This window comes from Chryseobacterium sp. R2ACT005 (assembly GCF_049949215.1).
Classification (GTDB): domain Bacteria; phylum Bacteroidota; class Bacteroidia; order Flavobacteriales; family Weeksellaceae; genus Chryseobacterium.
In genome coordinates this window covers 1,935,538-1,960,364 of the sequence record NZ_CP188192.1, presented here as the reverse complement: position 1 = coordinate 1,960,364, position 24,827 = coordinate 1,935,538, and the positions used below count along the sequence as shown (strand labels likewise).

Here is a 24,827-nt window from a genome sequence, read left to right as displayed (position 1 = left end):
CCACCAGATTTTCAGCCTTTTCATTAAAAAAACTGCGAAATTAAAAGTTTTGTAGATTCTGCATCTCTGTTGATAGATATTTTTTCCGAAATTCTGTTTGTTTATTCAAATTTACTTTATGAAAAACAGAATGCATAAAAAATATTAAGTCTGGAAAATGAGTTGGATTAGTTTATTATTCGAATGTTGAATAATGATTTGGCTTAATGATTAGTAATAATCTTAAGCCAATTTCTTTTTGCGGCTATATTTATTTTAAAATATTTTGAGTCCAACTATTCCTACAACAATCAGTAATGCAGAAAGCAATCGTAAAATACTAGCTGAATCCTGAAAAAACAGAATTCCCACCAATAAAGTTCCTACAGCCCCAATTCCGGTCCATACGGCATAGGCAGTTCCAATAGGGATGCTTTTCTGAGCGTACCAAAGAAAGCCTCCGCTAACAGCCATACATACGATCGAAAATATGATCCAGCTCCATTTATTATTTTCCGGCTGTTGAGATAATTTAAGTCCCAAAGGCCATCCAATTTCAAAAATTCCTGCGATAATTAATGCAATCCAGTTCATACTTCTTATTTTTAATGATGGTGCTGTTATTGAAAAAAATGTTATTAAAAATGAGTTCTTTACCATAAAATACTCCATCTCAATTACGACTACAAAATTATCATTATCCATTCATATTCAATAAAATAAACTGTGTGACACCGCAAAAAACAGCGATGGAACGTATGATACACACCGTGAACCGTTTAATATTCCGGAATAGGATGTAAGTTTGGAAATCTCTCTAATATTGATATCTTTATATTATGAAAACAGAGAAGGCAGAAGTCGCTTATTTTCTATAGACCATTCATATCAATTATGTTAACAGACATCATTACAGCTCATCTAAACGTTATTTTTTGCGGAATCAATCCCGGTTTAAAATCATCAGATGACGGACATCATTTTTCAGGAAAGAGTAATCGTTTTTGGAAGGTTCTTCATCAATCAGGTTTTACTCCTTATGAAGTGGAAGCAGTGAATGATACTTCTATTCTGGATTTCGGACTGGGACTCACCACTGCCGTTGCAAGAGCAACTTCCCGTGCTGATGAACTTTCAAAAGAAGAGTTTGACGATGCCCTGGATACTTTTAAAGCAAAAATAACAGAATACCAACCTCAATATGTGGCTTTTCTCGGCAAAGCAGCTTATAAGGCTTTCTCTAAAAAGAAAGAAATTCTATGGGGACTGCAGCCAGAAGATTTCTGTGGAGCCAAAGTTTGTGTTTTACCTAATACCAGCGGTCTGAACCGGGGATTTTCTCTTGCGGATCTTATTTACTATTACAGCAGTTTTTATCAGGCTGTAAAAAATAGCCAGAACTAGTCGTACACAATATCAGCAGTATAAAAGGAGTGGCAAAATTGCTCCTCAATTTTTGTACCCGATTATTTTCCGTCTCCCTTTTTCAAAATCACACTTAAGGGAAAAAACAACACATTTGCTAATCTAATTCTCCCAGTTAATTATTCATTCTCCCCTGATATTTGATTGTTTGATACATTTAAAACTCAAACCATTAAATAGCACTATGAAAACAAAAGAGTACGAATTCATCAAAAGGCATTTTGTCTTATTGGGTTCAACAAAAGGGAATGTATGCTCAGGCATACCACAGCTATGTTTCAAAAAAATGAACCGGCTTTTACTCTGTTCGGTCCTTATTACCGCATTTTCATCTCAACTCAGAGCACAGTCCAGAGTCAGTGAGCCTGTGAATGAAAAGCCTTATCCGGCCGATCAGGTCATTTCTTTGTATGGTAAAGAAAGGAACAGCTTTTCCAGTGACATCCAGCGAAGATCTTCAAACACTGTTCCGATTGAACTCCGGTCAAAAGAAATCAAAGAAGTATTGGCAGGGCAGGACTATTTCCCTGCAGATCTCTTTTTAAATGAGGGTGCAAAAGTTCCTTCCGGCCACAATCCCCAGGTTCGCCATTATGACAATCAGAATGTTACTTTTGACGGTCAAAAGCATGAGAATATCCGGGTTGATGAAATCATTGATCAATACACCTTAAAGAATGCAGATATTGATTACTATTATGACAATGCCTACTATCTCTTCCGTGATGCTTCAGGAAACACAATTGCTGCCATATATTATATTGACCGCACTGTAGGATTCTTAAAGTCCGAGTATAAAGTTGTAAGCAAAGGAAAATCTCTTGTTACATTTCCTCTGCTTGTTGCTCCCAATCCTGCCAAAAATGTGATCAATATTACTTATCAGGTGGAAAAAGAGAGCCAGGCCAGCCTTCAGATCATTGATATGAATGGCCGTACTGCAGATACTGTATTCAGTGATAAGCAGATCAGGAGCGGAAGACATACCATACAGCACAACATCAATCTTCCAGCCGGCAACTATCTGGTACAGTTTAATGCTCAGGGGCAGGCGCCAGTTACTCAAAAAATCATTGTTCAATAAAATGCAGTCAATTATGAAAAAACTAATTATCCTTTTAACCTGCATGTTATGGAGTATGACATGCATTAATGCCCAATGTCCAAACGGTGATGCGGAAATGGGTAATTTCAGCAACTGGCAGACTTATGTGGGAAGCAACACAACAGGAACCCTGAATTTATCAACCTTTACTCCAAGTCTATCACCAACCCAGCATACCGTGACGGGAATAGGTAATGACCCGATACTAGGCGCTTCTTTACCGATGGTGGGAGAAGGCAACAGTGCTTTCAGGTTAGGAAATTCTACTGCTATGAACGGTGCGGAAATCATGTCTTATACCTTCACAGCAGGAAGCTCAATATCATTTATGTATGCTTTGGTTTTACAGGGAGCCCACAGCGATTCTATGATCAATGGATTTTTCAGTTACTGGGTCAGCAGAACCAATGACCTTGCCAACAGTACCGCACCTGGTAATCTGGTCATTTCCCCTGTTAAAATTAACGGCAGCAACGTGGCTGATCCATTCCTCCAGACCACAAGCTATAATGGTGAACCTCTCTCATGGAAGGAGTGGCAGACGTTATGCCTTCCTATTCCTTCTCAGGATGTCGGCCAGCAGCTGACCATTTATTTTGCAACTGCAGACTGCAGAGATAGCGGACATTTTGGCTATGCTTACATAGATGCCCTTTGCAAGCCGGTACCTCCTGAACCTGTACTTGTAGGACCTTCTACAGTATGTAATATTGATGATCCCATTCTTTTTAGCGGAAGCCGCACAACTAATGAGTCTCAATATGTATGGTTTGCCCAGGAATGTGATGCTTTGGGGAACCTCATCGGAAGCCCGCCTTTTGCTGTCACCCGTAATGGGCCTGTAGGAACGTACAGCTTGCGGTCCAGTGGGATTAATTTACAAAGCGGGCATTATTATAAAGTTACTCTTCAGGTCCGGAACTGTACCAGTGGCTGGGTAGTGATTTCAAAAATTGTTAAAATAGAATTCCCTATCATTCAGACAAGCAATAAAGTGATCTGCTGTGGCTCAAGCGTTAAATTAAGAGCCAGTGTGAATGCTCCGGGTAATGGTTCAGCCACAAGCTACAAATGGTATGATGAAGCGGGTAATTTTATAGGTAACGGCAGCGTATCCTATAGCGGACCTATTGGCGGACCCTTTACTCCGGCTAACGATATCACTGTAACACCTACCAAGTGTACCAAGTACAGGGTTGTATTTGAATATAACGGCTGTAAAAATTCACAATGGGTATATGTTACTCTTATTCAGAATGTGCGGGGTGCTTTCGGATGTGTAAGCTATAATAACTGTACAGGAACAGGCACTGTGAAATTTGACCCATGGATCAAACTCTGCGGTAATGAAGCTGAAGTAGGTCCGGATTACGGTTTTCATATGCAGCAGGCTACAAACAGCATTAAGTATTCCTGGAACACAGGCAGTACCAGTGATACCTCTGCTGTAACAGGAAACACAGCTTCAACGGTAACTGTCACAAGTGCTTGCGGAACAAATACGGCAACAATCACTCCTCCGGTTTTTACAGGTGCTTTTCCAGGCTTATTTAAACCTACCGGCATGTCTGTAACCAATCCGTTTGTTATTTATAACACGATGATGAACCAATATGCCATACCTGCATACAATGCCTATTCATATGAACTTAGTGTGTATGACCGCTGGGGAACCCGTGTTTACTACAAATATGAAACAACCTGTCTCGGTTTTTATAACGGCCAGATCAGATGGGATGGAAGATACACTCCTGATGCGAATGGTAATCCGGGACCCTATGTTAATATTCCGGGAGTATACTCATGGAGCCTTAAGCTGACCAATTGTTCCGGCAGCGAAAACTTTAAAGGTGATGTAACTTTTATACAGTAATTTGATTTTCAGATTCAATTTTATAAAAAATCCCGACATTTTTTTTGTCGGGATTTCTTTTGCTGGTATAACTAAAGTTTTAATAGATCAACTCTTATGCTTTATTCGGTCTGCTTACATATTTATTGCCTTTTATAAAAAACCGCCAGGGTAAAAATGCATCTTCCTGTGCATATGCAACACCTATACGGGGAGCTTTTATAATATTATCAGAGGAATATTGAATTCCGTGATCTTCAATCCATATTTCATTTCCATCCAGGTCTTTTTTATTAAAAGATTTATCAATACCTAAAGCTTTGGCTGCAGATCCGGGGCCGGAAGAAATAGCCGCTTTATCGGCAGGCATATTCCGTCTGAGTTCCATGATATCTTTTCCTACCAGTGGCTCAACAGCTCTTATTAATACAGCATGAGGCTCATCTTTTACAGAGGTCACAATATTGAACAGATGATGAATTCCATAGCATAAATAAACATAGGAAACACCACCGTGACTGTACAACGTTTCAGTGCGGTCTGTCCGTCGGCCTCCATAAGCATGGGAAGCTTTATCCAGTACTCCGAAATAGGCTTCTGTTTCTACAATAATTCCGGCTGTTACTTCACCATTTATATCTGTAAAAAGAACTTTTCCCAGAAGATCCTGAGCGAGAAAAAGGACATCCTGGTTGGAATAATAGGAGAGTGGCAGTTTCAAATGAATGGTTTTAATGAATTTAACAGGTTAAAAGTAAGGATATAAAAACAATTTTCATAGAGATAAACAGATTGTCACTACATTTGAATATGAGTTATTGATATTCATTCAATCCAAAAGCAAAATTATAATGAAATCTTTTAATTTGACGCTGTTTATGATTACTTTTTGTCTGACAGCATTGGCATTCAATATTCCTTATCAGCAATCGTATCAAAAAATGATTGTCGGAAAATGGCATCCTGTACTTTCCTATGCTGAAGGGATTGAAACTAACGGAAAACGTACTGTAATAAATAATTCTAAATTTAGCAGCAAAGATATCATGCAGTTTAATGCTGACGGTTCTATTATGGATAGTGGACAGCTTTACTTTTCATATTCATTCGGTCCTGATTATAAGACGTTATCTTTATTTGATGGAAGCAACTCTGAAAGAAAATTTGAAATCATTCAATTAGACAAAACCACCATGAAAATTGTAATGAAAGAGACAGACAAGTACAAAGGAGAGCCCTTTTATATAACCTGGACCATTGTATTTAAAAGAAAATAAAACTTATATAAAAATGGAAATCCAACATTATCTTTAACCATATTTTAAGTGAGTTCTAATTGTATTCTAATGCATTAAAGCTTTACTGCTGCATTATTAGCTTTAATTTTGCAAAATGGAAAAGAAAAAATTATCTGCAGCTTTATGTAAAACTACTTGCTTGTTATTATTAATTGTTGGCAGTAACGTGATTAAAGCCCAAAGTAAGGGAAGCTCAGAGATAAAAATTGCCTATGGACTTGGAACGACCACAGATTTTATTAATGCTTTCAGCAGTGTGTTTACATTTGGTTATGGCCCCTATGAGACAGGAAATTCCGGAGCTTTTGTTGTTGAATATAACTATGCAATAAAGGATAAATGGATTATTGGGACAGACCTCGCATATCAACAGGTAACGAGAGAATATTCCGATAAATCATCAGAAAAATCACACAATTATACTTTTGCCGTAAAAAGTAACTACAACTATATATCCAAGCCAAAGTTTCGCATGTATTCAGGAATAGGATTAGGATTAACATTGGAAAAGAGTAGGAATCCTTTACAAAATGTCTCACATTTTAATTACCAACTTACAGGACTCGGAATCAGATTAGGAGGCAGACTGGGAGTAAATGCCGAAGTAGGTTTTGGATATAAAGGAATAGGAAATGTAGGGCTGGCTTACAGTTTATAATAAGCAGGATCAATATTCATTACCCCTATTTAAAAGAAAAACCAGATAATCTGATATCTGGTTTTTTCTTTTTCTATTTTCCTCCCGGAGGACAATGTTCTTTTAAAAATTTAGTAAACATTGTAGCAAGGTGCAGTGATGTCCCTTCTCCTTCATCAATAGAGTGTGTTCGGTTAGGGTAAGACATCAGCTGAAACTGTTTGTTGTATTTTACCAGTTCGTTGATGTATACTTCTGTATTCTGATAGTGTACATTATCATCACCTGTTCCGTGAACCAGTAAAAGATTTCCTTTTAGATTTTTAGCATAAGCCAGTGGAGATCCATTGACAAAATCTTCTCTGTTCTCCTGTGGAAGCCCCATATACCTTTCCTGGTAGATATTATCATAGAACAGCTGATTAGCCACCGGAGCAATAGCAATCCCTGTCTGGTAAATATCAGGATATTGTCCCAAAAGGTTCAGGGTAGAAGAACCTCCGCCGCTCCATCCCCATACGGCAACCCTTGAGGTATCTGCATAAGGCCATTTTGCAAATAAAGCTTTGGCTCCCATTGCCTGATCACGGATATTAAGCTGTCCTATTTTACGGTACACCGATTTTCTCCATTCACGGCCTCTTGGAGCAGGTGTTCCGCGGTTTTCAAGAGAAACATACAGATAACCATCTTCAGCCATATCACCAACATATAAATCATTCCATCCTGTATAGAAACTGTCTGTTACCGTTTGTGTTGCCGGTTCTCCATAAACCATAAAAACAATCGGATATTTTTTATTAGGATCAAAATTTTTAGGTTTTACTACCCATCCGTCCAATGTAACTCCATCCTGTGTTGCAATCTGGAAAAATTCTGCTTTAGACCTTGCAGGATCTGCTTTTGCTGTTCTTTTGGCAGCAACCAGTTCTTTATGTTCCGGAAGCGAAATTACTGAACCCATTGAAATTGCATTGACACTGTTATTCGTAAAGAGAGCAATCTTCCCATTGGGTGATATTGTATATTTATTAGAACCTTTATAAGCTTCAGGAGTTACTTTTTGTGCTTTTCCTCCTTTCATACTTACTTTATACAGGTATTTCTGCGTCGCATTATTGGGTGAAGCTGAAAAGTAGATTTGTTTGTTCTGAACATCGAAAAACTCAGGTTTTATCACATCGAAAGCATCTTTTGTAATCAATGTTTCCTTACCGCTCATATCTATTTTATAAATATGTCTCCATCCGTCTTTTTCAGAAAGCCAAAGGAATTCTTTTCCATTCTCAATCCAGTCCCAGCCACTTGGGTCATTATCATTCCAGCGGGATTTGATATCAATCCATGCAGCATCTGTTTCCGTATAAATAGCCTTACTGCTGCCGGAACTGGCATCTGCTACAATAATTTTACTTTGATTCTGCTTTCTGTTCAATTGCTGGAGAATAACGGATTTAGAATCCAGTACCCATTCCATTCTCGGAATATAGTTTTGTATTTCATCTCCTGCAACATCTGCTTTCTTTGAAGATTTAGAAGCAAGATCATAGAACCAGATGCTGCATCCTGAAGGATTTTCGCCCACTTTCGGATACTCTACAGGAACTGTAAATGAATACAGACTGTCTGTATTGTTGATCATCAGGAAGTTTTTTGTACCTCTTGCATCCAGTTTCCAGTAGGCAATTTTGTTACCGTCCGGTGACCATCGGAAACCATCCTGAGTTCCAAACTCCTCTTCATAGACCCAGTCGAAAGTCCCGTTGATCATTCCGTCTGTTCCATCGGTAGTGATCTTGGTCATCTGATTGTTTGAAAGATCTTCAACATAAATATTATGCTTAGACACATACGCTACTTTTTTTCCATCCGGAGAATATTTTGCAAACATCAGTGATGAAGATGGCAGGCCTTTCCCAAGCTGGGTAAGTTTTTTAGTATTTTTATCGAAAATCCAGTAATCTCCACGGGTATTGTCTCTCCATACTTTCCGGGTATTGGCAAAGAGTAATAAACTTTTGTCGTCCGGAGATACCTGAAAACTTTGTACCTGCAACGCTTCAGAACTTCCCGCAGGAATCAGTTCATTGCTGTCTAAAAGAGTCTGGTCTTTTCCGGGATGCAGTACATCAACAATTTCAACCCCTTTTTTAGTAAATGAATAGTAAGCATTGCCATCCGGAGTCCACTGTGTCTTTTGTGCAGCCAATGGTGACAGACACAGGAAGTACAATGCGATAGCCGTTAGTTTTTTTATGTTCTTCATAGATAGTATTTGATTAAGCTCAATGTTCAGCTCTATAATTTTCAATTTCTTCAACGGTTTTGATCAGCCCGTTCCCAAGAAGTCTGTATCCGTCATCCGTGATCAGGAAATCATCTTCCACACGGATTCCTCCGAAGTTTCGGTATTCATTCACTGTATCATAATTAATAAAATCTGCATTTTTATTTTCAGACTGCCAGATATCAATCAGTTCCGGGATCATATAAATACCGGGTTCAACTGTTACTACAAATCCGGATTCAAGGGCTTTTCCTAAGCGTAAAGATTTAAGACCGAATGTTTTGGTATCTTTGGGTTCTTCTTCAGTATAACCAATGTACTGCTCTCCAAGATCTTCCATATCATGCACATCGAGTCCCATCATATGCCCCAATCCACATTGGAAAAACAGAGTATGGGCATGGTTTTTTACCGCTTCTTCAGGGTTTCCTTTCATCAGTCCGAGATCTATAAGACCTTCTACCAGGTATTGTGAGGCTTTCAGATGAATATCTTTGAATCTTACTCCCGGTTTAAGAAGCTGTTGGGCATTGTTAAAAGCATTCAGAACCACTTCATACATTTCCTTTTGCTTAGTGGTAAAGGTTTTGCCCGCAGGAAATGTTCTGGTAAGGTCTCCCGCATATCCCATTGCAGTTTCCGCTCCGGAATCATTAAGGAAAAGATCTCCCTCTTTCAAGGTATTGAGACGGTAGTGGTTATGCAGAATTCCTCCGTTGATGGTTACGATCGGAGGATAAGACATCTGACATTCTTTATTGGCAGCAAGATATTGAATGGCATTCGCAATTTCATATTCTTTAATGCCCGGTTTTGCAATCTGCATTGCCAGCAAATGCATTTCATTGGATACATTCACTGCCTGTTCTATCTGCACTATTTCCTGAGGCTCTTTTATAGAACGCTGCTTCACAATGGCTTTAATCATCTCTGCAGAAGGCTGTAATGCTGCTATTTTAATTCCAAGCAGATCGCCAAGCAAAATTTTATTGGAAGACTGATATGGAGGAAGATAATGTACCTTTCTGCCGGAAGTCTGTGCTTTCAGAATATATTGAGCAAGTTCTGTATATGGCATGGTTTCCTGTACTCCGGATTTCAGACTTTTCTCTTTCAGTGTTTCCTGTCTGCCCATCCATACGATGTCATCTATACTTAATTCATCTCCGAAAATAATGGTCTTATTCTCATCAATATCAATAATGGCCGCAATACGGGGTTCCTGGATTCCGAAATAATATAAATAGGTACTGTCCTGGCGGAAATAATAAGGATTGTGTTCAAAATTCACAGGGTTCTCTATATTTCCCAAAAACAATAAAATTCCGTTGGCTACATTACTTTGTAATACTTTTCTTCTATCTTGATAGGTTTGTGTTGAAAACATATTATGAATACTTTTTAATTTAAAGTTTTAAAGTTACGATTTTGTACTATTGACCGCTCTTTATTCATGAAAATAAAGAATAATGTAAAGTTTGGATTTTAATTTGACATTCAGTGTTCATATTTTGCTTAAATTCGGTCATATTTTAACCGATAGCCCATAAAATATTGATTCTATGAAGAGTCTTCAGTTTTCAGTCCCTGCCGACACCAACAAAAGTATCCGCATTCAGGAAGATATAATGCCCAATTTTTATCCTTATTTCCATCGCCATACGGAAACCCAGATCATGTGGATTCTTAAAGGACACGGAACATTGGCCATAGAACAGAACCTCTTCAATTTTGAGGCTGGTGACATTTTCTATCTGGGAGCCAATCAGTCGCATGTCTTCAGGGGTAATTTTGATAAAGATGAAAAGCAAAAAGTTCATTCTATCTCTATCTTTTTTGATCCTTATAAAAAGATCGCCGCATTTTTCGACCTGCCGGAATTTGGGGAACTTAAAAATTTTATTGCCCATTCAGAAGTAGGTTTTCAGGTTGCTCCTAAACTAAAAATAAATATTGGGGAAAACATTGCAGCATTACAAAAAACAGAAGGAGTAGAACAGATCATAGATTTCATCCGCATTTTGAACCATCTTATGCAAAACAGACATCTGCATATTCCTTTATCTTCGGAAAAAAATCTTCCTAATCACATTTCAGACTATGATCAAAGAATTATAGATGCCCAGACCTTTATTAAGAAGAACTTTGCCCAAACGAAACTTACCCTTGACAGTATTGCCCGGGAAGCCTGTATGACCCCGCAGGCATTCTGCAGATCCTTTAAAAAACGAACCCGAATCACTTATATTGAATACCTTAATGAGCTCCGTGTACAGCGAGCATGCAGACTATTGACATCCAGCAATATGTACAGTATTTCTTCGGTTGCTTTTAATAGCGGATTCAACAGTCTTACCAATTTTAACCGCGTTTTTAAGTCCATTATGAAATATTCACCTAAAGAATACCTAAAGCATTACAAAGAGGCTACCATAGAGCAATAAAAACAACCTGTTAAAATACGGTGAGTATCTATTAAAATATTAACATTTACCGTTTTGAAATTCTGCTAGTTTTGGATAAATATTATTTGATATGAGTACAAAACTAAACTGGGAAGGTATTTATCCTGCTGTATTAACTCCTTTTACCAAAGAAGGTGAGATCGACTTTGAAATGTTTGCTCTCAATACAGAAGCCCAGATTAAAGCAGGCGTTCATGGAATTATCCTTGCAGGAACATTAGGTGAAGCCAGTGCTTTAGAAACCGAAGAAAAATTTGAACTGCTGAAATACGCAAAAAAGATCACTCAGGGAAGAATCCCCGTTATTCTTAATCTTTCTGAAAATACGACCAAAAATGCAGTACACTTCGCTCAAAAAGCTAAAGAATCAGGTGCTGACGGACTTATGCTGCTTCCTCCTATGCGCTATAAAGCAGACAGCCGTGAGGTGGTAGAATATTTTAAAGCAGTAGCTACTGCTACAGATCTTCCTATCCTCATTTATAACAATCCTGTAGATTACGGAATTTATGTTACTCTTGAAATGTTTGAGGAACTTATTGAGTACCCAACTATTCAAGCTGTTAAAGAATCTACAAGAGATCTTGCCAATGTAACCAGAATGATTAACCGTTTTGGAAAAAGAATAAAAATTCTTGGTGGGGTAGATACCATTTGTCTGGAAACCCTGATGCTTGGCGCAGATGGCCTTGTAGCCGGTCTTGTAGATGCTTTCCCTAATGAAACTATGGCAATGTACAACTCCGTTAAAGCGGGTAAATATGACAAAGCTGTAGCAATCTACAGATGGTTTATGCCATTATTGGAGCTGGATATTCATCCTAAACTTATTCAGTACATCAAACTGGCTGCTACAGCGGAAGGGATCAGCAGTCCTTATGTAAGAGCACCACGCCTGGAACTTCATGGCGAAGAAGCTGAAAAAGTAAAAAAGATCATTGAAGAGGGCATAGCCAACCGCCCGGTATTAGATTAACTTCAGAAATAAAGCTATGATTGAAGAAGCATCAAAAGAGAATATTGATAGGAGAATTCAGATGGCTGCCGATGCCTATCAGTTTCTGAAGAATACCACTGTAAAAGAACGGGCGGCCTTCATGAACACAGTTGCCGATAAGATTGAAACATTGGGAGAAGAACTTTTGACAATGGCCCATTCTGAAACCTCACTTCCTTTGGCAAGACTTACCGGAGAAAAGGCAAGAACCGCAGGACAATGGAGAAGCTATGCAAAAGCTGTAGCCACAGGAATATATACAGAACCGCGGATTGATCTTGCCCAGCCAGACAAGCAAAAAGGAGACCTCAGAAAATACAATGTAGGCATAGGACCTGTGGTTGTTTTCGGGGCAAGTAATTTTCCGTTTGCTTTTTCTACAGCGGGCGGTGATACGGCGAGTGCCATTGGAGCAGGCTGTCCTGTTATTGTAAAAGCGCATCCCGCACACCCTAATACCTCTCAACTAATGGCTGATGCCATAACAGCTGCTGTAAAAGAATTTGGATGGCCTGAGGGAATCTTCAGCCATATTACCGGAACATCCTATGATATTGGGGCTTATTTGGTCCAGCATCAGGAGATCAGAGCCGTTGCGTTTACCGGCTCATTTACCGGAGGAAAAGCTTTGTTTGACATAGCTAACCACCGTAAAGATCCCATTCCGGTTTTTGCAGAAATGGGAAGCATTAATCCTGTATTTGCCCTGCCGGATTTGCTTGAAAACAGAGCAGAAGCTTTCGCTAAAGAATATCTTTCCTCCTTAACATTAGGAGCAGGACAATTCTGCACCAACCCGGGAGTATGTATTGCTCTTAAAGGAGAAGCCCTGGACCGTTTTATCAATACCCTGAAAAACGGAATTCAGGAAACGATTCCCGCAAATATGCTTCACAAAGGGATCTATGAAAGTTTTGAAAAACATAAAACCATTGCAGCAGAACAGCCGGAAGTACATATTATTGCAACAGCAAATACAGAAATTGATGAATGGCAGGGACGTGCTATGATGATAGAAACCAGTGCCCAAAACTTTATAAAAAATCCTGTGCTGGGTGAAGAGGTTTTCGGACCCTTTGGGATCATTGTAACTTGTGAAACCCGGGAAGAAATGATGGAAATTGCTCAACAACTGAAAGGACAGTTAACAATTACCTTAGCAGCTACCGATGAAGATGCCCGGAATAACCTTACGCTGATCAATCTTCTGAAGGATAAATGCGGAAGGTTGCTATTCAACGGAATGCCTACAGGAGTAGAAGTTGTTTATGCCATGCAGCATGGAGGTCCTTTTCCTTCCACTACTGATTCCCGTTTTACCTCTGTAGGCCCGGATGCTGTCAAGAGGTTTATCCGTCCTATTTCTTTCCAAAACTGGCCGGATGAATTTTTGCCGGAAGAGCTGAAGAATGAAAATCCATTGCAGATCAACAGAATAGTAAACGGAGAAGTCAATTCAGGATCATTAAAATTACAGACAACATGAACAGAACATTTTTTTGTATAGATTCACACACCTGCGGCTGCCCTGTACGTCTTATTGCAGGAGGTGGCCCCATTTTAAAAGGAAATTCCATGATGGAGCGCAGGCTTCACTTTATGAAAGAGTACGACTGGATCCGGAAAGGGCTCATGTTTGAACCTCGAGGTCATGATATGATGAGTGGGAGTATTTTGTATCCGCCTATTGACGAAGAAAATGATATCGGAGTTTTATATATTGAAACCAGCGGATGTCTTCCCATGTGTGGGCACGGAACGATAGGAACAGTAACAATTGCCATAGAAGAAGGTCTGATTTTTCCTAAAATTCCCGGAAAACTGCGCCTTGAAACACCTGCAGGACTTATTCTCATTGATTATGTACAGGAAGGCAAAAAAGTAACGTCTGTAAAACTGACCAATGTAAAATCCTTTCTTTATGCTGAAAATCTGGAAGTTGAATGTCCGGATCTTGGAGTAATAAAAGCAGATGTAGCTTATGGCGGAAACTTCTATGCGATTATAGATCCACAGGAAAATTTCAGAGATATTTCTGATTTTACAGCTAGCCAGCTTATTCATTATGGAAAGATCATCAGAAAATTACTCAATGAAAAATACTCATTTATTCATCCTGAAAATGAACATATTACAGGATTAAGCCATATTCAATGGACAGGCAATCCCAAAGATCCTGAAGCAAGTGGACGAAATGCTGTTTTAGTGGGAGAGAATGCCCTAGACCGTTCACCATGCGGAACAGGTACTTCTGCAAGAATGGCTCAATGGTATGCTAAAGGTAAATTAAAAGAGGGGGAAGAGTTTATCCATGAAAGCTATATCGGATCCCAATTCATCGGCAGAATTGAAGGAACGGATACTGTTGATGGAAAATCAGCAATTATTCCGTCAGTAGAAGGCTGGGCAAGAATTACCGGCTATAACCATATTATTATTGATGATGAAGATCCTTATTGGCAGGGATTTCAGGTTATGTAAACAAACATATGACACAAAATAAAGGAAAAGCACTCATTATTGGTGCAGGAATAGCAGGTTTAAGCTCCGCCTATTATCTTTTACAGAAAGGCTGGAGTGTAGAAATCCTGGAGCAGAATGATCTTTCCAACAATTGTTCTTATGGCAATGCAGGAATGATCGTACCCAGCCACTTTACTCCGTTAGCAGCACCGGGTGTTGTTGCCCAAGGAATCCGATGGATGTTTGATAGCAAAAGCCCGTTTTATGTAAAGCCTTCATTCAATGCTGATCTGTTTTCCTGGGGGATAAAGTTCTTAAAACACTCCAATCAGAAGCATGTAGACCGTTCGGCATCAGCGATCAGAGACCTTAATCTGGCGAGCAGCACTCTCTATAACGAGATTGCAGCAAAGAATGAATTTGATTTTGAACTTAATCAGAATGGGATTCTGATGCTCTACAAAACCGAAAAAGTAAGAGAAGAAGAAACAGAACTTGCCCATAAAGCAATCAATCTGGGATTAACTGTTGACATTCTGGATCAAAAAGGAATTCAGGAACTTGAGCCTAATATCCGGATGGACGTTATAGGAGGGATTAATTACAAATGTGATGGTCATATGAATCCGATGAAACTGATGAAACAAATGATCTCTTATCTTAAAAATAATGGTGTCGTTTTTTATACCCATCACAAAGTAACCGGAATTGAAACTTCAGAAAGTAGGATTAAAGCCGTAATTGCCAATGATAAAAAGTTTACAGCAGATTGTTTCGTCATGACAGGAGGTTCATTTCTCCCTGAACTGGCTCAGAAGGCAGGAATCAAAATTCAATTAATGCCCGGCAAAGGATATTCATTCATGCATACCCCTGAAAATCCGGTCAACACCCTGAACCATGCTGCCTTACTACTGGAAGCAAGAGTGGCTGTCACTCCTATGAATGGGCAGATCCGTTTCGGAGGAACGATGGAGCTGGCTTCCCATCATGATAAAATTAATATGAAAAGAGTAGAAGGTATCGTCCGGTCTATTCCTCAATATTTGCCTGACTTTCAAATGCATTATAAAAAGGAATCTGAAATATGGTTTGGCTACAGACCCTGTGCACCGGATGGGCTGCCTTATCTGGGACAGTCTTCCCAGTTGAAAAACCTGATTATTGCAGGCGGCGGCGGTATGATGGGATTAAGTTTAGGACCCATTTTTGGAAAAACAGTTTCAGAACTTGCCAATGGCCAAAAGCCAACTGTTGACATCAATATATTCAACCCTGAAAGATTTAGTTAAAAAAACATCACATAACACACAAAATTAAGCCCAAAACAATTTGATTATTCAAATAATTTATTAACAAACAAATCCAAAATTTATGAAAAAATTTAAATTACTACTACTTGTTTCCCTATTTCCAATAATAGGTTTTGCTCAGGAAAATAGACCTCATGAGTGTAAAGCAGATGAAATGATGAAAAAACATTTTGAACTGCACCCTGAATCTAAGGCTGAATATGAAAATTTTGAGAAATTCACCAAAGATTTTGTAAAAAAAATGGAATCAAACAAAACTCCATTGAATAATACGATCAACAATCCAACCTACATTATCCCTGTGGTTTTTCATGTGTATGGAGAATCTCAGAGTAATGTAAAAGTAAATTACCAAAAAGTAGTTGACTTACTGCAACAAATCAACTTAAACTTCAATGGAATCAACACTGATTCAAATACCGTAGATCCTGATTTCCAATCTATTAAAAGAGCATTAAGTATTGAATTTCGATTAGCTAAAATTGATCCAGCCGGAAAAGCAACAAGCGGAGTGGTATTTCACCCTTTCAAAGGTGGATATGGCAACGGAGGTGGATATGATGCACAAATTGGCGCAGATGCATGGGATAATACAAAGTATATGAATGTGTATATACAAAATGACCTATATGCTAATAAAGATTTATATCAATCAGGAGTTGCCTGGTATCCGGATTCATACATGACTTCAGTAAATACATCCAGAGTTGTTTATAATGGGCGTTATATATTCAATGCCGCAGGAACAGTAGCTTCAAACGAGTTTTCTGATACATTCACTCACGAATTTGGGCATTGGTTAAATCTTCAACATACGTTTAATGTTCTTTGTTCAACTGCGAACCCTGGTAATGATGGTGATGGAGTTGCTGACACCCCTGTAGAAAATAATTCTAATGGATTAGGATGTGCAGCTGGCAACAATTGTCTTGGACAAAAAGTGAACGTTGAAAACTATATGGGATACAATGGTTCTTCCGGTTGTTATAAAATGTTTACCAATGGACAAGTCAACAGAATGCTAGCCGCATTAAATCATCCTTCGCGAATAAATTTATGGCAGCCTGCCAACTTAGCCGCAACCGGAGTTGCTAATACTCCACCTAAATTAACCCTTAGCAACAGTACATTTACAGAGAACTTAAACAATAATGGAGCCGTGTCATTAGATGGAACAGTAGCATCTGCCCCTACATCAACGATTACGCTAAACGGAGCAACATTTGCCGTACCCAATGGATCAACTCTTACTGCAGGAACACATTTCACTTCTTCATTACCAGCAGGACTAACAGCAACTATAGCAGTTACAAGCCCTACTACTGCTACACTTACCATAAATGGTGCGGCAACCAGTCATCCTAAAAGTCAGGTCCTGAATTCATCAATTACGTTCCTAAATGGGGCTATAACAGGAGGCGTAACTTCATTAGGATCAACTACAGCTTTGGCATTAACTTTTTCTTACAAAGATCCTTATAAAATAGTTACAGGAACTCCTCTGGAAAGTTATGCCAACCCAACAGCAACAACAGTAACAACCAATTCCGGGGCAACTTGGAAATATTTTATCATTAATCCGGAGCTTAGTGATGATGCAGGGTATGGCGCTTGGTACTATGGAGCAAATCAATTAAAATTTGAAACCTATTGGAAAGGATTAGTATGTGAAACAGGAACACGAAATATTAGCTTAATTCCGGCTTGCACCACTATAACTAATGCAAATAATATAGGTTATCCAACTGGTACTCCCGGACAACTTGACGTATACACTCCTACATATACTAACTGGTCTGGCCAAACCGCTTATGTTGGTTTTAGAAACCAATTCGAAGGCTACAACATTAACGGCTATTTCAAACTGATTGTGGGGGCAAATGGTTCAAATTATTCTGTAACAGAGTTTGGATATAATACACAACCATATGGCAGCATTACAACCCCTTGTGCATTATCATTATCCACTGCAGGCGTTGATACAACAAACTCAGAAACATCCATCTATCCAAATCCAGTTTCTGATGTATTGAATATTAAAACAAAAGGGAAAATTAAATCAATTTCTGTTTACGACATGTTTGGAAGAAAAATGAATGCTAAAGTTATTGGTGATAAGGTTGATGTTAAACACTTCCTAAGCGGAACTTATTTAATTGATATTGAAACTTCTTTAGGGAAATCTTCCCAAAAATTCATTAAAAAATAGAATCAAACTCAAAGCAGTTACAGACTGGTTTAAAACTTTTTAAATAACAAAACACTTTTCTCAGAAATATGAATAATAGTTTAGTATTCATATGCAGTTGATTGGGCTTAAAAGTTAAGCCCAATTTTTTATTATATAGGTTCAGTTCATAATTTATTTATGTACTTTTATTCTGTAATTACAATTCCAATGCATTATAAAAACGAAAGGATTATCATCCGTGAATTTACACCCAAAGAGTTTTTATTGTTTTCCACTCTTTTTGAAAATGAGAATGTTACCCGCTATCTGCCTTACAAAACTCCTGAAGAATATAAGGAAATGTTTGATAAAGCACTGGCAGATTATGAAGCAGGGCCATTCAGCAGATGGGGAATATTCAGCACTCAGAATAACGATTTTGTGGGAATGTGCCTGGCCAGAATCTTCCTTGATAATCCAGATCAGCTGGAAATAGGGTATACTTTAGGCGAAAATTACTGGGGAAAGGGACTCGGAACTGAAGTTTGTAAAACCCTTATTGATTATTGTTTCTCATTAAATCTTAAGAAAGATATTGTTGCTGTAACTGATCTTGATAATATCGGATCTCAGAAAGTCCTTCTGAACAACAACTTTAAGAGAATTGAAAATCTGAAACGGGAGGATAGTGAATTGGCTTACTTTATATTACAGAAAGAGTAAACAAGTCCTGATACTTAGAACCGGAGATCTGCGAATTCCCCTCTGCTGGAGGGGTGGCGAAAATTCAAAGAATTTTTGACGGGGTGGTTTCCCCATTCAGTTCCAACGACTTCATCATTTTTTCCACCCACAGATTTCACGAATTTACACAGATGTTTACACGTATTCTTTTTCCTAAGACTAAATCAAAGATTTTTAAGCTTAAGTGAACTTCTCAACAGCTTACCCTGTCACTTAAAATCAACTTAAGTGTTTTTTAATCTTTTGTGACTTTTGTGGTTAAATTGTGTATTTTTCCACCACAGATTACACAGATTTACACAGATGTTTGCACGCATTTATTTTCCGAAGATTAAGCAAATAATGAAATCAAATATTTTTAACCTTTACTGGACTCTCAACAGCTTACCTGTCACTTAAAATCAACTTAAGTGTTTTTTAATCTTTTGTGACTTTTGTGGTTAAATTGTGTATTTTTCCACCACAGATTTACACAGATGTTTACACGTATTCTTTTTCCTAAGACTAAATCAAAGATTTTTAAGCTTAAGTGGACTTCTCAACAGCTTACCTGTCACTTAAAATCAACTTAAGTGTTTTTTTAATCTTTTATGACTTTTGTGGTTAAATTGTGTATTTTTCCACCACAGATTACACAGATGTTTACACATATTCTTTTTCCTAAGACTAAATCAAAGATTTTTAAGCTTAAGTGAACTTCTCAACAGCTTACCCTGTCACTTAAAATCAACTTAAGTGTTTTTTTTATCTTTTATGACTTTTGTGGTTAAGATATAATCAAAGCCTTACACAGAAAACATTTCATTTATCAGATATTTATCATAACTTGCAGAAATTATGATGTCAAAACGTTGCAAATATGCGCTTAAAGCAATGGTCAGATTAGCAAGGAATTATAACCAGGGCTTTCTGTCAACCTCCATTATTGCACAAGATGAGAACATCCCCAAAAAGTTTCTGGAACAAATTCTCCTCGAACTCAAAAGAGCCAAACTTGTCAATAGTAAGCAAGGCAAAGTAGGAGGGTATTATTTGTTAAAATCACCTGATGACGTCTCATTAGCAGATATTTACCGGATTTTCGATGGCCCTATTGCCCTTACACCTTGTGTCTCTTTAAACTTTTATGAAGCATGTGACGATTGTGTAGATGAAGCAGTCTGCTATCTGAGAAAAGAACTCATCATCGTTCGTGAAAAGACCAGAACAAGTATGATGGAGGCCACTCTGACTAAGTTTATCAACAAGGATTAAAATTTTTTTTACTTAAATCCTACTATTTTGATGGGAGTTATAGAATTTTATATATATTTGCAAGAATTAAATCTCAATTCAAAATGGAATACAGTCTGAAAAATGAATTCGAAAATATTGTAAAAGAGGCTTCTGAAGCTTCTTTTCAAACTAATGGGCTGCAATTACTGACTGAAAGATTCCCTGGTAAAGTGATCTTTTCAACCAGTTTCAGCTATGAAGATCAGGTTATCACTCATCTGATAAAAGATTTAAATATTGAAATATTCACGTTAGACACGGGAAGACTTTTTGAACAGACTTACGAAACCTGGACATCTACCAAGGCTTTCTTTAAAAAAAACATCAAAGCATATTATCCGGATACGGAAGAGCTCAGAGAATTTGTCACAGAAAACGGTCCGGACTCATTTTACCAATCTGTAGAGAAGAGGAAAGCATGCTGTACGATCCGTAAGGTACACCCTTTAAAAAAAGCACTGGAAGGATATAAAGTATGGATCACAGGACTTAGATCTGAACATTCTGCCAACAGACAGAATATGCCGCAGCTGGAATGGGATCCGGATAATAAGATCATTAAATATCATCCTATTCTTCACTGGACTTCAGAACAAGTGACAGACTATGTAAAAGACCATCATTTACCCTATAATCATCTTCATAAAAAGGGATTTGTAAGCATAGGATGTGAACCCTGTACCAGAGCGATCAAGGAAGGGGAAGATTTCAGAGCCGGCCGATGGTGGTGGGAAGATGCCAACAAAAAAGAGTGTGGTCTGCATATTCATCAATAAAAAAAGAAAAAAATGTCAATACATCAGTTAAATTATTTAGATCAGTTAGAGGCCGAATCTATTTATATATTAAGAGAAGTAGCGGGCCAGTTTGAACGCCCGGCCTTATTATTCAGTGGAGGAAAAGACAGTATTGTACTGGCTCATCTGGCAAGAAAAGCATTCTTTCACGGGAAAATCCCGTTTACATTTGTGCATGTAGATACGGGACACAACTTTCCGGAAGTTTTGGATTTTCGTGATCACCTGGTAAAGCAGTTAGATGTTAACCTTGTAGTCCGAAAAGTTGAAGACACCATAAAAAGTAAAAAATTAACTGAGGCTAAAGGTAAATTCCCAAGCAGAAACTGGCTTCAGACCTACACTCTTCTTGATACGATTGAAGAATTTGAATTTGATGCCTGCATCGGAGGAGCCCGCAGAGATGAGGAAAAAGCCCGCGCCAAAGAAAGAATATTTTCTGTACGTGATGAATTCGGGCAGTGGGACCCCAAACTTCAGCGCCCGGAGCTGTGGAATATTTTTAACGGAAAAATCCACAAAGGAGAAAATGTAAGAATTTTTCCCATCAGCAACTGGACTGAACTTGACATCTGGAACTATATCCGTAAAGAGAAAATTGCCCTTCCTTCCATTTATTTCTCGCATGAAAGGGAAGTGGTAGATTTTAACGGCCAGTGGCTTGCCAATTCATCCCACGTTTTCTTAGAACCTGAAGATATTATCACCACAAAAAAAATACGCTACCGTACTGTAGGAGATATGACCTGTACTGCGGCTGTGGAATCTAATGCTGTTACAATAGATGCCGTAATCGAAGAAATTGTAGCAACCAGAATTTCAGAACGCGGAGAAACCAGAATTGATGACAGAGTGACAGAAGCCGCTATGGAAGATAGAAAAAAAGGAGGCTATTTTTAATCAATGATAAAAGATAATTGATCAACAATCACACAGAATATTTTTATCAATTATTATTTATCACTTATCATTTATAACAAAAATCGGATGGATATATTAAGATTTATAACAGCAGGAAGCGTAGATGACGGAAAAAGTACCCTTATCGGCAGACTGCTTTACGATAGCAAAAGTATTTTACAGGATCAGTTGGAAGTCCTTGAAAAACATTCTAAAAACAAAAATGAAGATGGGGTAGACCTTGCTCTTTTAACAGATGGTTTGCGTGCAGAAAGAGAACAGGGAATCACCATTGATGTTGCCTACCGCTATTTTTCGACCGCAAAAAGGAAATTTATCATTGCTGATGCTCCGGGACACGTGCAATATACCCGTAATATGATTACGGGAGCATCTAACTCTGACCTGATGGTTATTCTAATCGATGCACGAAAAGGTGTAATTGAGCAGACCAGAAGACATTCTATCATCGCTTCTTTACTACAATTAAAGAAAGTTGCGGTAGCCATTAATAAAATGGATATGGTGGATTATTCTGAAGAAGTTTTTGAATCTATAAAATCTGAATATTCAAAAATTGCAGAAAATCTTGGATTAAACGATGTCAGTTATTTTCCTATTTCTGCACTGAAAGGAGATAATATTGTTTCAACATCCACCAGAACAGAATGGTATGAAGGAAATTCCCTTCTGGAATATCTTGAAGAAGTAACTTTAAATGAAGAAAAGAATAATGGAAACCGTTTTCAGGTTCAGTATGTGATTCGCCCTCAGACTGAGGAACTGCATGACTACAGAGGGTATGCCGGACAAATATTAAGTGGAAAATTCACAAAAGGAGACAAAATTCATATTCTTCCGGCAGATCTGATCACTGAAATCACTAAGATTGAGATCAATGGTATTGAAAAAGAAGAAGCCTTTGAAGGTCAGCCAGCCGTTATTCATCTTGCTCATGATGTGGATGTCAGCAGAGGAGATATTTTTGTGACAGAAGAACATATTCCTGCAGTTGAAAAAGATCTTGAAGTTCTGTTATGCTGGCTTGATCAGAAACCGTTGCAGCCAGGAAATAAATACCTTCTGCAACAAAACAGCAGACTTATAAAAGCAGTTGTAAAAGAGGTAGATTACAAGATCAATGTCAATACCCTGATTCAAGAACAGGTAGACAGCGAAATTAAACTGAATGAAATTGTAAAAGTTACGTTGCGAACAGCACAGCCTCTGGTTTACGACAGCTTTACCCATAATAAAACTACGGGCTCTGCCATTTTGGTGGATGAAACATCCAACGCAACGGTAGCAGCCTGTATAATTCAATAGAAAAATGGCAATTTCCGATCATTTAACACAACGAATTCATCAAACTAAACAAAATAGTATTCATGGATTCTTTGATAAGATAAAGACAAAAAGATGGGTGAAGGATTTGTATGAAACACTTTTCCTTCCTCAGAATGACAATAGTGAAGACCAGCTTAAAAGAAATTTTGAAACACTGAGGGAAACTCTTTCTGAACAGATCAATACCGTAACAGGAGATCAGGACAGTACTGAAAAACAGGTTAATCAGTTTTTTGAATCTCTGCCTGGCCTTTATGATCAGTTGGTTTTGGATGCAAAATCTATCGTGGAATTTGATCCTGCAGCCGATTCTCTTGAAGAAGTATATCTGGCATATCCCGGCTTTTTCGCCACGTATGTCTATCGTATTTCCCACCAGCTTTGGACTCAGGAAGTGAAAATTTTACCACGTGTCATTTCAGAGTATGCTCACAGCAAAACAGGAATTGATATTCACCCGGGAGCAGCCATTGGAAAGTCCTTTTTTATTGATCATGGGACAGGAATTGTGATCGGAGAAACAACCGTTATCGGGAACAACGTTAAAATCTATCAGGGAGTCACCCTCGGAGCCTTAAATGTCTCCAAAGAAAAAGCCCATCAGAAAAGACATCCCAATATTGAAGATGATGTGATTATCTATTCGGGAGCAACTATTCTGGGCGGTGAAACTACGATAGGAAGAGAGAGTATTATAGGAGGAAATGTCTGGATTACACAGGATGTTCCTGCCAATTCTCTGGTCTATCACAAAAGTGAAATAAAAATAAAGGATAATACTTCATTACCGGAATCATTAACCTTTGTGATCTAAAAAAACAAAAATAAAAATTACATTGATATGAAGTTTCAGAATGCATTAGAAACGATTGGAAATACACCGGTCGTAAAAATTAATAAACTCTTCAGTTCAGATCATGAAATCTGGATCAAACTTGAAAAAAGCAACCCTGGCGGAAGCATTAAAGACAGAATTGCACTGGCAATGATTGAAGATGCAGAAGCAAAAGGATTATTAAATAAAGACAGCACCATTATAGAGCCTACCAGCGGAAATACAGGAATAGGGCTCGCTTTGGTCGCTGCCGTAAAAGGATACAAACTGATCCTTGTTATGCCTGAAAGTATGAGTATAGAGCGCCGTAAAATCATGGAAGCTTACGGAGCTGAATTCGTACTTACCCCAAGAGAAAAAGGAATGAAAGGTGCCATTGAAAAGGCTAATGAACTTGCTGAAGAAACTCCAAATTCTTGGATTCCAAGACAGTTTGATAATCCTGCCAATGTAAAAGTACACGTAGAAACCACTGCTCAGGAAATTTTAAAAGACTTCCCGGACGGGCTTGATTATATCATTACAGGAGTAGGAACGGGAGGACACATCACCGGAATTGCAAAAACAGTAAAGGAAAAATATCCTGACGTAAAAGTGATTGCCGTAGAACCGGAATTATCTCCCGTATTGAGCGGAGGAAGTCCTGCCCCACACCCATTACAGGGACTTGGAGCCGGTTTTGTTCCTTCTATCCTGGATATTACCCTTTTAGACGGAGTGATCACAGTAGGAAAGGAAGAAGCCTATGAGTATACTCTCAATGCCGCTAAAAAAGAAGGTCTTTTTGTAGGAGTTTCCACAGGAGCCGCTTTAGCAGCCATCGCAAAACATTTACCGGAAATACAACCTAACGCTAAAATCCTTACCATCAATTACGATACTGGAGAGAGATATCTATCCGTAGAAGGACTTTTCTAAATCCTTAATTAACAACTACT

General features: G+C 38.3%; 22 protein-coding genes. 18 read left to right on the top strand and 4 right to left on the bottom strand.

Annotation, left to right across the window (positions count from 1 at the left end; translation table 11 throughout):
* Window positions 1–255: 255 nt before the first annotated feature.
* Window positions 256–573: a DMT family transporter gene (locus tag ACPF63_RS09035; RefSeq protein ID WP_426482754.1), complete on the bottom strand. Its 318-nt coding sequence runs from the start codon at window positions 571–573 to the stop codon at window positions 256–258.
* A gap of 300 nt (window positions 574–873) precedes the next feature.
* Here ACPF63_RS09035 and mug point away from each other — a divergent pair, with 300 nt between their 5' ends.
* The 3 genes from mug to ACPF63_RS09020 all read left to right on the top strand — a co-directional run bounded on the left by mug (window position 874) and on the right by ACPF63_RS09020 (window position 4,382).
* Window positions 874–1,383 (top strand): G/U mismatch-specific DNA glycosylase, encoded by a 510-nt coding sequence (mug, locus tag ACPF63_RS09030; RefSeq protein ID WP_426482753.1) that lies wholly within the window; start codon window positions 874–876, stop codon window positions 1,381–1,383.
* A gap of 205 nt (window positions 1,384–1,588) precedes the next feature.
* Window positions 1,589–2,488 carry a T9SS type A sorting domain-containing protein gene (locus ACPF63_RS09025; protein ID WP_426482752.1) on the top strand — a complete coding sequence of 300 codons (900 nt, stop codon included), beginning with the start codon at window positions 1,589–1,591 and terminating at the stop codon, window positions 2,486–2,488.
* Between the two features lie 13 nt (window positions 2,489–2,501).
* Entirely contained in the window at window positions 2,502–4,382 is a 1,881-nt protein-coding gene (locus ACPF63_RS09020) for a hypothetical protein (protein ID WP_426482751.1), read from the top strand.
* A 94-nt stretch (window positions 4,383–4,476) separates the two neighbouring features.
* On the opposite strand, the gene ACPF63_RS09015 is transcribed toward ACPF63_RS09020, so the two are convergent.
* Window positions 4,477–5,082, bottom strand: a complete 606-nt coding sequence (locus tag ACPF63_RS09015) for a DNA-3-methyladenine glycosylase (RefSeq protein ID WP_426482750.1) — start codon at window positions 5,080–5,082, stop codon at window positions 4,477–4,479.
* A gap of 130 nt (window positions 5,083–5,212) precedes the next feature.
* Between ACPF63_RS09015 and ACPF63_RS09010 the strand changes: the two genes are divergently transcribed.
* Window positions 5,213–5,638: a hypothetical protein gene (locus ACPF63_RS09010; protein WP_139348537.1), complete on the top strand. Its 426-nt coding sequence runs from the start codon at window positions 5,213–5,215 to the stop codon at window positions 5,636–5,638.
* A gap of 115 nt (window positions 5,639–5,753) precedes the next feature.
* Window positions 5,754–6,317, top strand: a complete 564-nt coding sequence (locus ACPF63_RS09005; protein WP_426482749.1) for an outer membrane beta-barrel protein — start codon at window positions 5,754–5,756, stop codon at window positions 6,315–6,317.
* 73 nt (window positions 6,318–6,390) lie between these two features.
* Here ACPF63_RS09005 and ACPF63_RS09000 read toward each other — a convergent pair whose 3' ends face one another.
* Together ACPF63_RS09000 and ACPF63_RS08995 are read right to left on the bottom strand one after the other, a co-directional pair.
* Complete coding sequence (locus tag ACPF63_RS09000; protein ID WP_426482748.1) at window positions 6,391–8,562, bottom strand: DPP IV N-terminal domain-containing protein; 2,172 nt, start codon at window positions 8,560–8,562, stop codon at window positions 6,391–6,393.
* 19 nt (window positions 8,563–8,581) lie between these two features.
* The gene (locus ACPF63_RS08995) at window positions 8,582–9,970 is read right to left on the bottom strand and encodes an aminopeptidase P family protein (RefSeq protein ID WP_426482747.1); all 1,389 of its coding nucleotides are present in this window, start codon (window positions 9,968–9,970) and stop codon (window positions 8,582–8,584) included.
* Between the two features lie 175 nt (window positions 9,971–10,145).
* Between ACPF63_RS08995 and ACPF63_RS08990 the strand changes: the two genes are divergently transcribed.
* The 13 genes from ACPF63_RS08990 (at window position 10,146) to cysK (ending at window position 24,807) form a co-directional block, all read left to right on the top strand.
* Window positions 10,146–11,027, top strand: a complete 882-nt coding sequence (locus ACPF63_RS08990; RefSeq protein WP_047385074.1) for a helix-turn-helix domain-containing protein — start codon at window positions 10,146–10,148, stop codon at window positions 11,025–11,027.
* A gap of 91 nt (window positions 11,028–11,118) precedes the next feature.
* Entirely contained in the window at window positions 11,119–12,024 is a 906-nt protein-coding gene (locus ACPF63_RS08985; RefSeq protein WP_426482746.1) for a dihydrodipicolinate synthase family protein, read from the top strand.
* A gap of 16 nt (window positions 12,025–12,040) precedes the next feature.
* Complete coding sequence (locus tag ACPF63_RS08980; RefSeq protein WP_426482745.1) at window positions 12,041–13,531, top strand: aldehyde dehydrogenase (NADP(+)); 1,491 nt, start codon at window positions 12,041–12,043, stop codon at window positions 13,529–13,531.
* A complete protein-coding gene (locus ACPF63_RS08975; protein ID WP_426482744.1) occupies window positions 13,528–14,526 on the top strand; it encodes a 4-hydroxyproline epimerase in 999 nt (332 codons plus the stop codon). The genes ACPF63_RS08980 and ACPF63_RS08975 overlap by 4 nt, the downstream gene beginning before the upstream one ends.
* 8 nt (window positions 14,527–14,534) lie before the next feature.
* On the top strand, window positions 14,535–15,800 hold the full coding sequence (locus ACPF63_RS08970; RefSeq protein WP_426482743.1) for an NAD(P)/FAD-dependent oxidoreductase: 1,266 nt from the start codon (window positions 14,535–14,537) through the stop codon (window positions 15,798–15,800).
* An 82-nt stretch (window positions 15,801–15,882) separates the two neighbouring features.
* On the top strand, window positions 15,883–18,030 hold the full coding sequence (locus ACPF63_RS08965; RefSeq protein WP_426482742.1) for a M43 family zinc metalloprotease: 2,148 nt from the start codon (window positions 15,883–15,885) through the stop codon (window positions 18,028–18,030).
* 189 nt (window positions 18,031–18,219) lie between these two features.
* The gene (locus ACPF63_RS08960) at window positions 18,220–18,714 is read left to right on the top strand and encodes a GNAT family N-acetyltransferase (RefSeq protein WP_426482741.1); all 495 of its coding nucleotides are present in this window, start codon (window positions 18,220–18,222) and stop codon (window positions 18,712–18,714) included.
* An 858-nt stretch (window positions 18,715–19,572) separates the two neighbouring features.
* Window positions 19,573–19,989 (top strand): RrF2 family transcriptional regulator, encoded by a 417-nt coding sequence (locus tag ACPF63_RS08955; protein WP_077417295.1) that lies wholly within the window; start codon window positions 19,573–19,575, stop codon window positions 19,987–19,989.
* An 83-nt stretch (window positions 19,990–20,072) separates the two neighbouring features.
* Window positions 20,073–20,786, top strand: coding sequence for a phosphoadenylyl-sulfate reductase (locus ACPF63_RS08950; RefSeq protein ID WP_077417293.1), 714 nt, complete (start codon window positions 20,073–20,075; stop codon window positions 20,784–20,786).
* A 12-nt stretch (window positions 20,787–20,798) separates the two neighbouring features.
* Window positions 20,799–21,707 (top strand): sulfate adenylyltransferase subunit CysD, encoded by a 909-nt coding sequence (cysD, locus tag ACPF63_RS08945; RefSeq protein ID WP_077417291.1) that lies wholly within the window; start codon window positions 20,799–20,801, stop codon window positions 21,705–21,707.
* An 87-nt stretch (window positions 21,708–21,794) separates the two neighbouring features.
* A complete protein-coding gene (locus ACPF63_RS08940) occupies window positions 21,795–23,033 on the top strand; it encodes a sulfate adenylyltransferase subunit 1 (RefSeq protein WP_426482740.1) in 1,239 nt (412 codons plus the stop codon).
* 4 nt (window positions 23,034–23,037) lie between these two features.
* A complete protein-coding gene (epsC, locus tag ACPF63_RS08935) occupies window positions 23,038–23,868 on the top strand; it encodes a serine O-acetyltransferase EpsC (RefSeq protein WP_426482739.1) in 831 nt (276 codons plus the stop codon).
* Window positions 23,869–23,895: 27 nt separating this feature from the next.
* Window positions 23,896–24,807: a cysteine synthase A gene (gene cysK, locus ACPF63_RS08930; RefSeq protein ID WP_426482738.1), complete on the top strand. Its 912-nt coding sequence runs from the start codon at window positions 23,896–23,898 to the stop codon at window positions 24,805–24,807.
* Window positions 24,808–24,827: the final 20 nt, after the last annotated feature.

Bases quoted from the DNA above. Each gene is read 5' to 3' on its own strand.
- ACPF63_RS08970 (WP_426482743.1), top strand. From the start codon at position 14,535: ATGACACAAAATAAAGGAAAAGCACTCATTATTGGTGCAGGAATAGCA.
- ACPF63_RS08990 (WP_047385074.1), top strand. From the start codon at position 10,146: ATGAAGAGTCTTCAGTTTTCAGTCCCTGCCGACACCAACAAAAGTATC.
- cysK (WP_426482738.1), top strand. From the start codon at position 23,896: ATGAAGTTTCAGAATGCATTAGAAACGATTGGAAATACACCGGTCGTA.
- mug (WP_426482753.1), top strand. From the start codon at position 874: ATGTTAACAGACATCATTACAGCTCATCTAAACGTTATTTTTTGCGGA.
- ACPF63_RS09020 (WP_426482751.1), top strand. From the start codon at position 2,502: ATGAAAAAACTAATTATCCTTTTAACCTGCATGTTATGGAGTATGACA.
- ACPF63_RS09005 (WP_426482749.1), top strand. From the start codon at position 5,754: ATGGAAAAGAAAAAATTATCTGCAGCTTTATGTAAAACTACTTGCTTG.
- ACPF63_RS08955 (WP_077417295.1), top strand. From the start codon at position 19,573: ATGATGTCAAAACGTTGCAAATATGCGCTTAAAGCAATGGTCAGATTA.
- ACPF63_RS09010 (WP_139348537.1), top strand. From the start codon at position 5,213: ATGAAATCTTTTAATTTGACGCTGTTTATGATTACTTTTTGTCTGACA.
- ACPF63_RS08995 (WP_426482747.1), bottom strand. From the start codon at position 9,970: ATGTTTTCAACACAAACCTATCAAGATAGAAGAAAAGTATTACAAAGT.
- ACPF63_RS09000 (WP_426482748.1), bottom strand. From the start codon at position 8,562: ATGAAGAACATAAAAAAACTAACGGCTATCGCATTGTACTTCCTGTGT.
- ACPF63_RS09035 (WP_426482754.1), bottom strand. From the start codon at position 573: ATGAACTGGATTGCATTAATTATCGCAGGAATTTTTGAAATTGGATGG.
- ACPF63_RS09025 (WP_426482752.1), top strand. From the start codon at position 1,589: ATGAAAACAAAAGAGTACGAATTCATCAAAAGGCATTTTGTCTTATTG.
- cysD (WP_077417291.1), top strand. From the start codon at position 20,799: ATGTCAATACATCAGTTAAATTATTTAGATCAGTTAGAGGCCGAATCT.
- ACPF63_RS08960 (WP_426482741.1), top strand. From the start codon at position 18,220: ATGCATTATAAAAACGAAAGGATTATCATCCGTGAATTTACACCCAAA.
- epsC (WP_426482739.1), top strand. From the start codon at position 23,038: ATGGCAATTTCCGATCATTTAACACAACGAATTCATCAAACTAAACAA.
- ACPF63_RS08980 (WP_426482745.1), top strand. From the start codon at position 12,041: ATGATTGAAGAAGCATCAAAAGAGAATATTGATAGGAGAATTCAGATG.
- ACPF63_RS08950 (WP_077417293.1), top strand. From the start codon at position 20,073: ATGGAATACAGTCTGAAAAATGAATTCGAAAATATTGTAAAAGAGGCT.
- ACPF63_RS08940 (WP_426482740.1), top strand. From the start codon at position 21,795: ATGGATATATTAAGATTTATAACAGCAGGAAGCGTAGATGACGGAAAA.
- ACPF63_RS08975 (WP_426482744.1), top strand. From the start codon at position 13,528: ATGAACAGAACATTTTTTTGTATAGATTCACACACCTGCGGCTGCCCT.
- ACPF63_RS08965 (WP_426482742.1), top strand. From the start codon at position 15,883: ATGAAAAAATTTAAATTACTACTACTTGTTTCCCTATTTCCAATAATA.
- ACPF63_RS08985 (WP_426482746.1), top strand. From the start codon at position 11,119: ATGAGTACAAAACTAAACTGGGAAGGTATTTATCCTGCTGTATTAACT.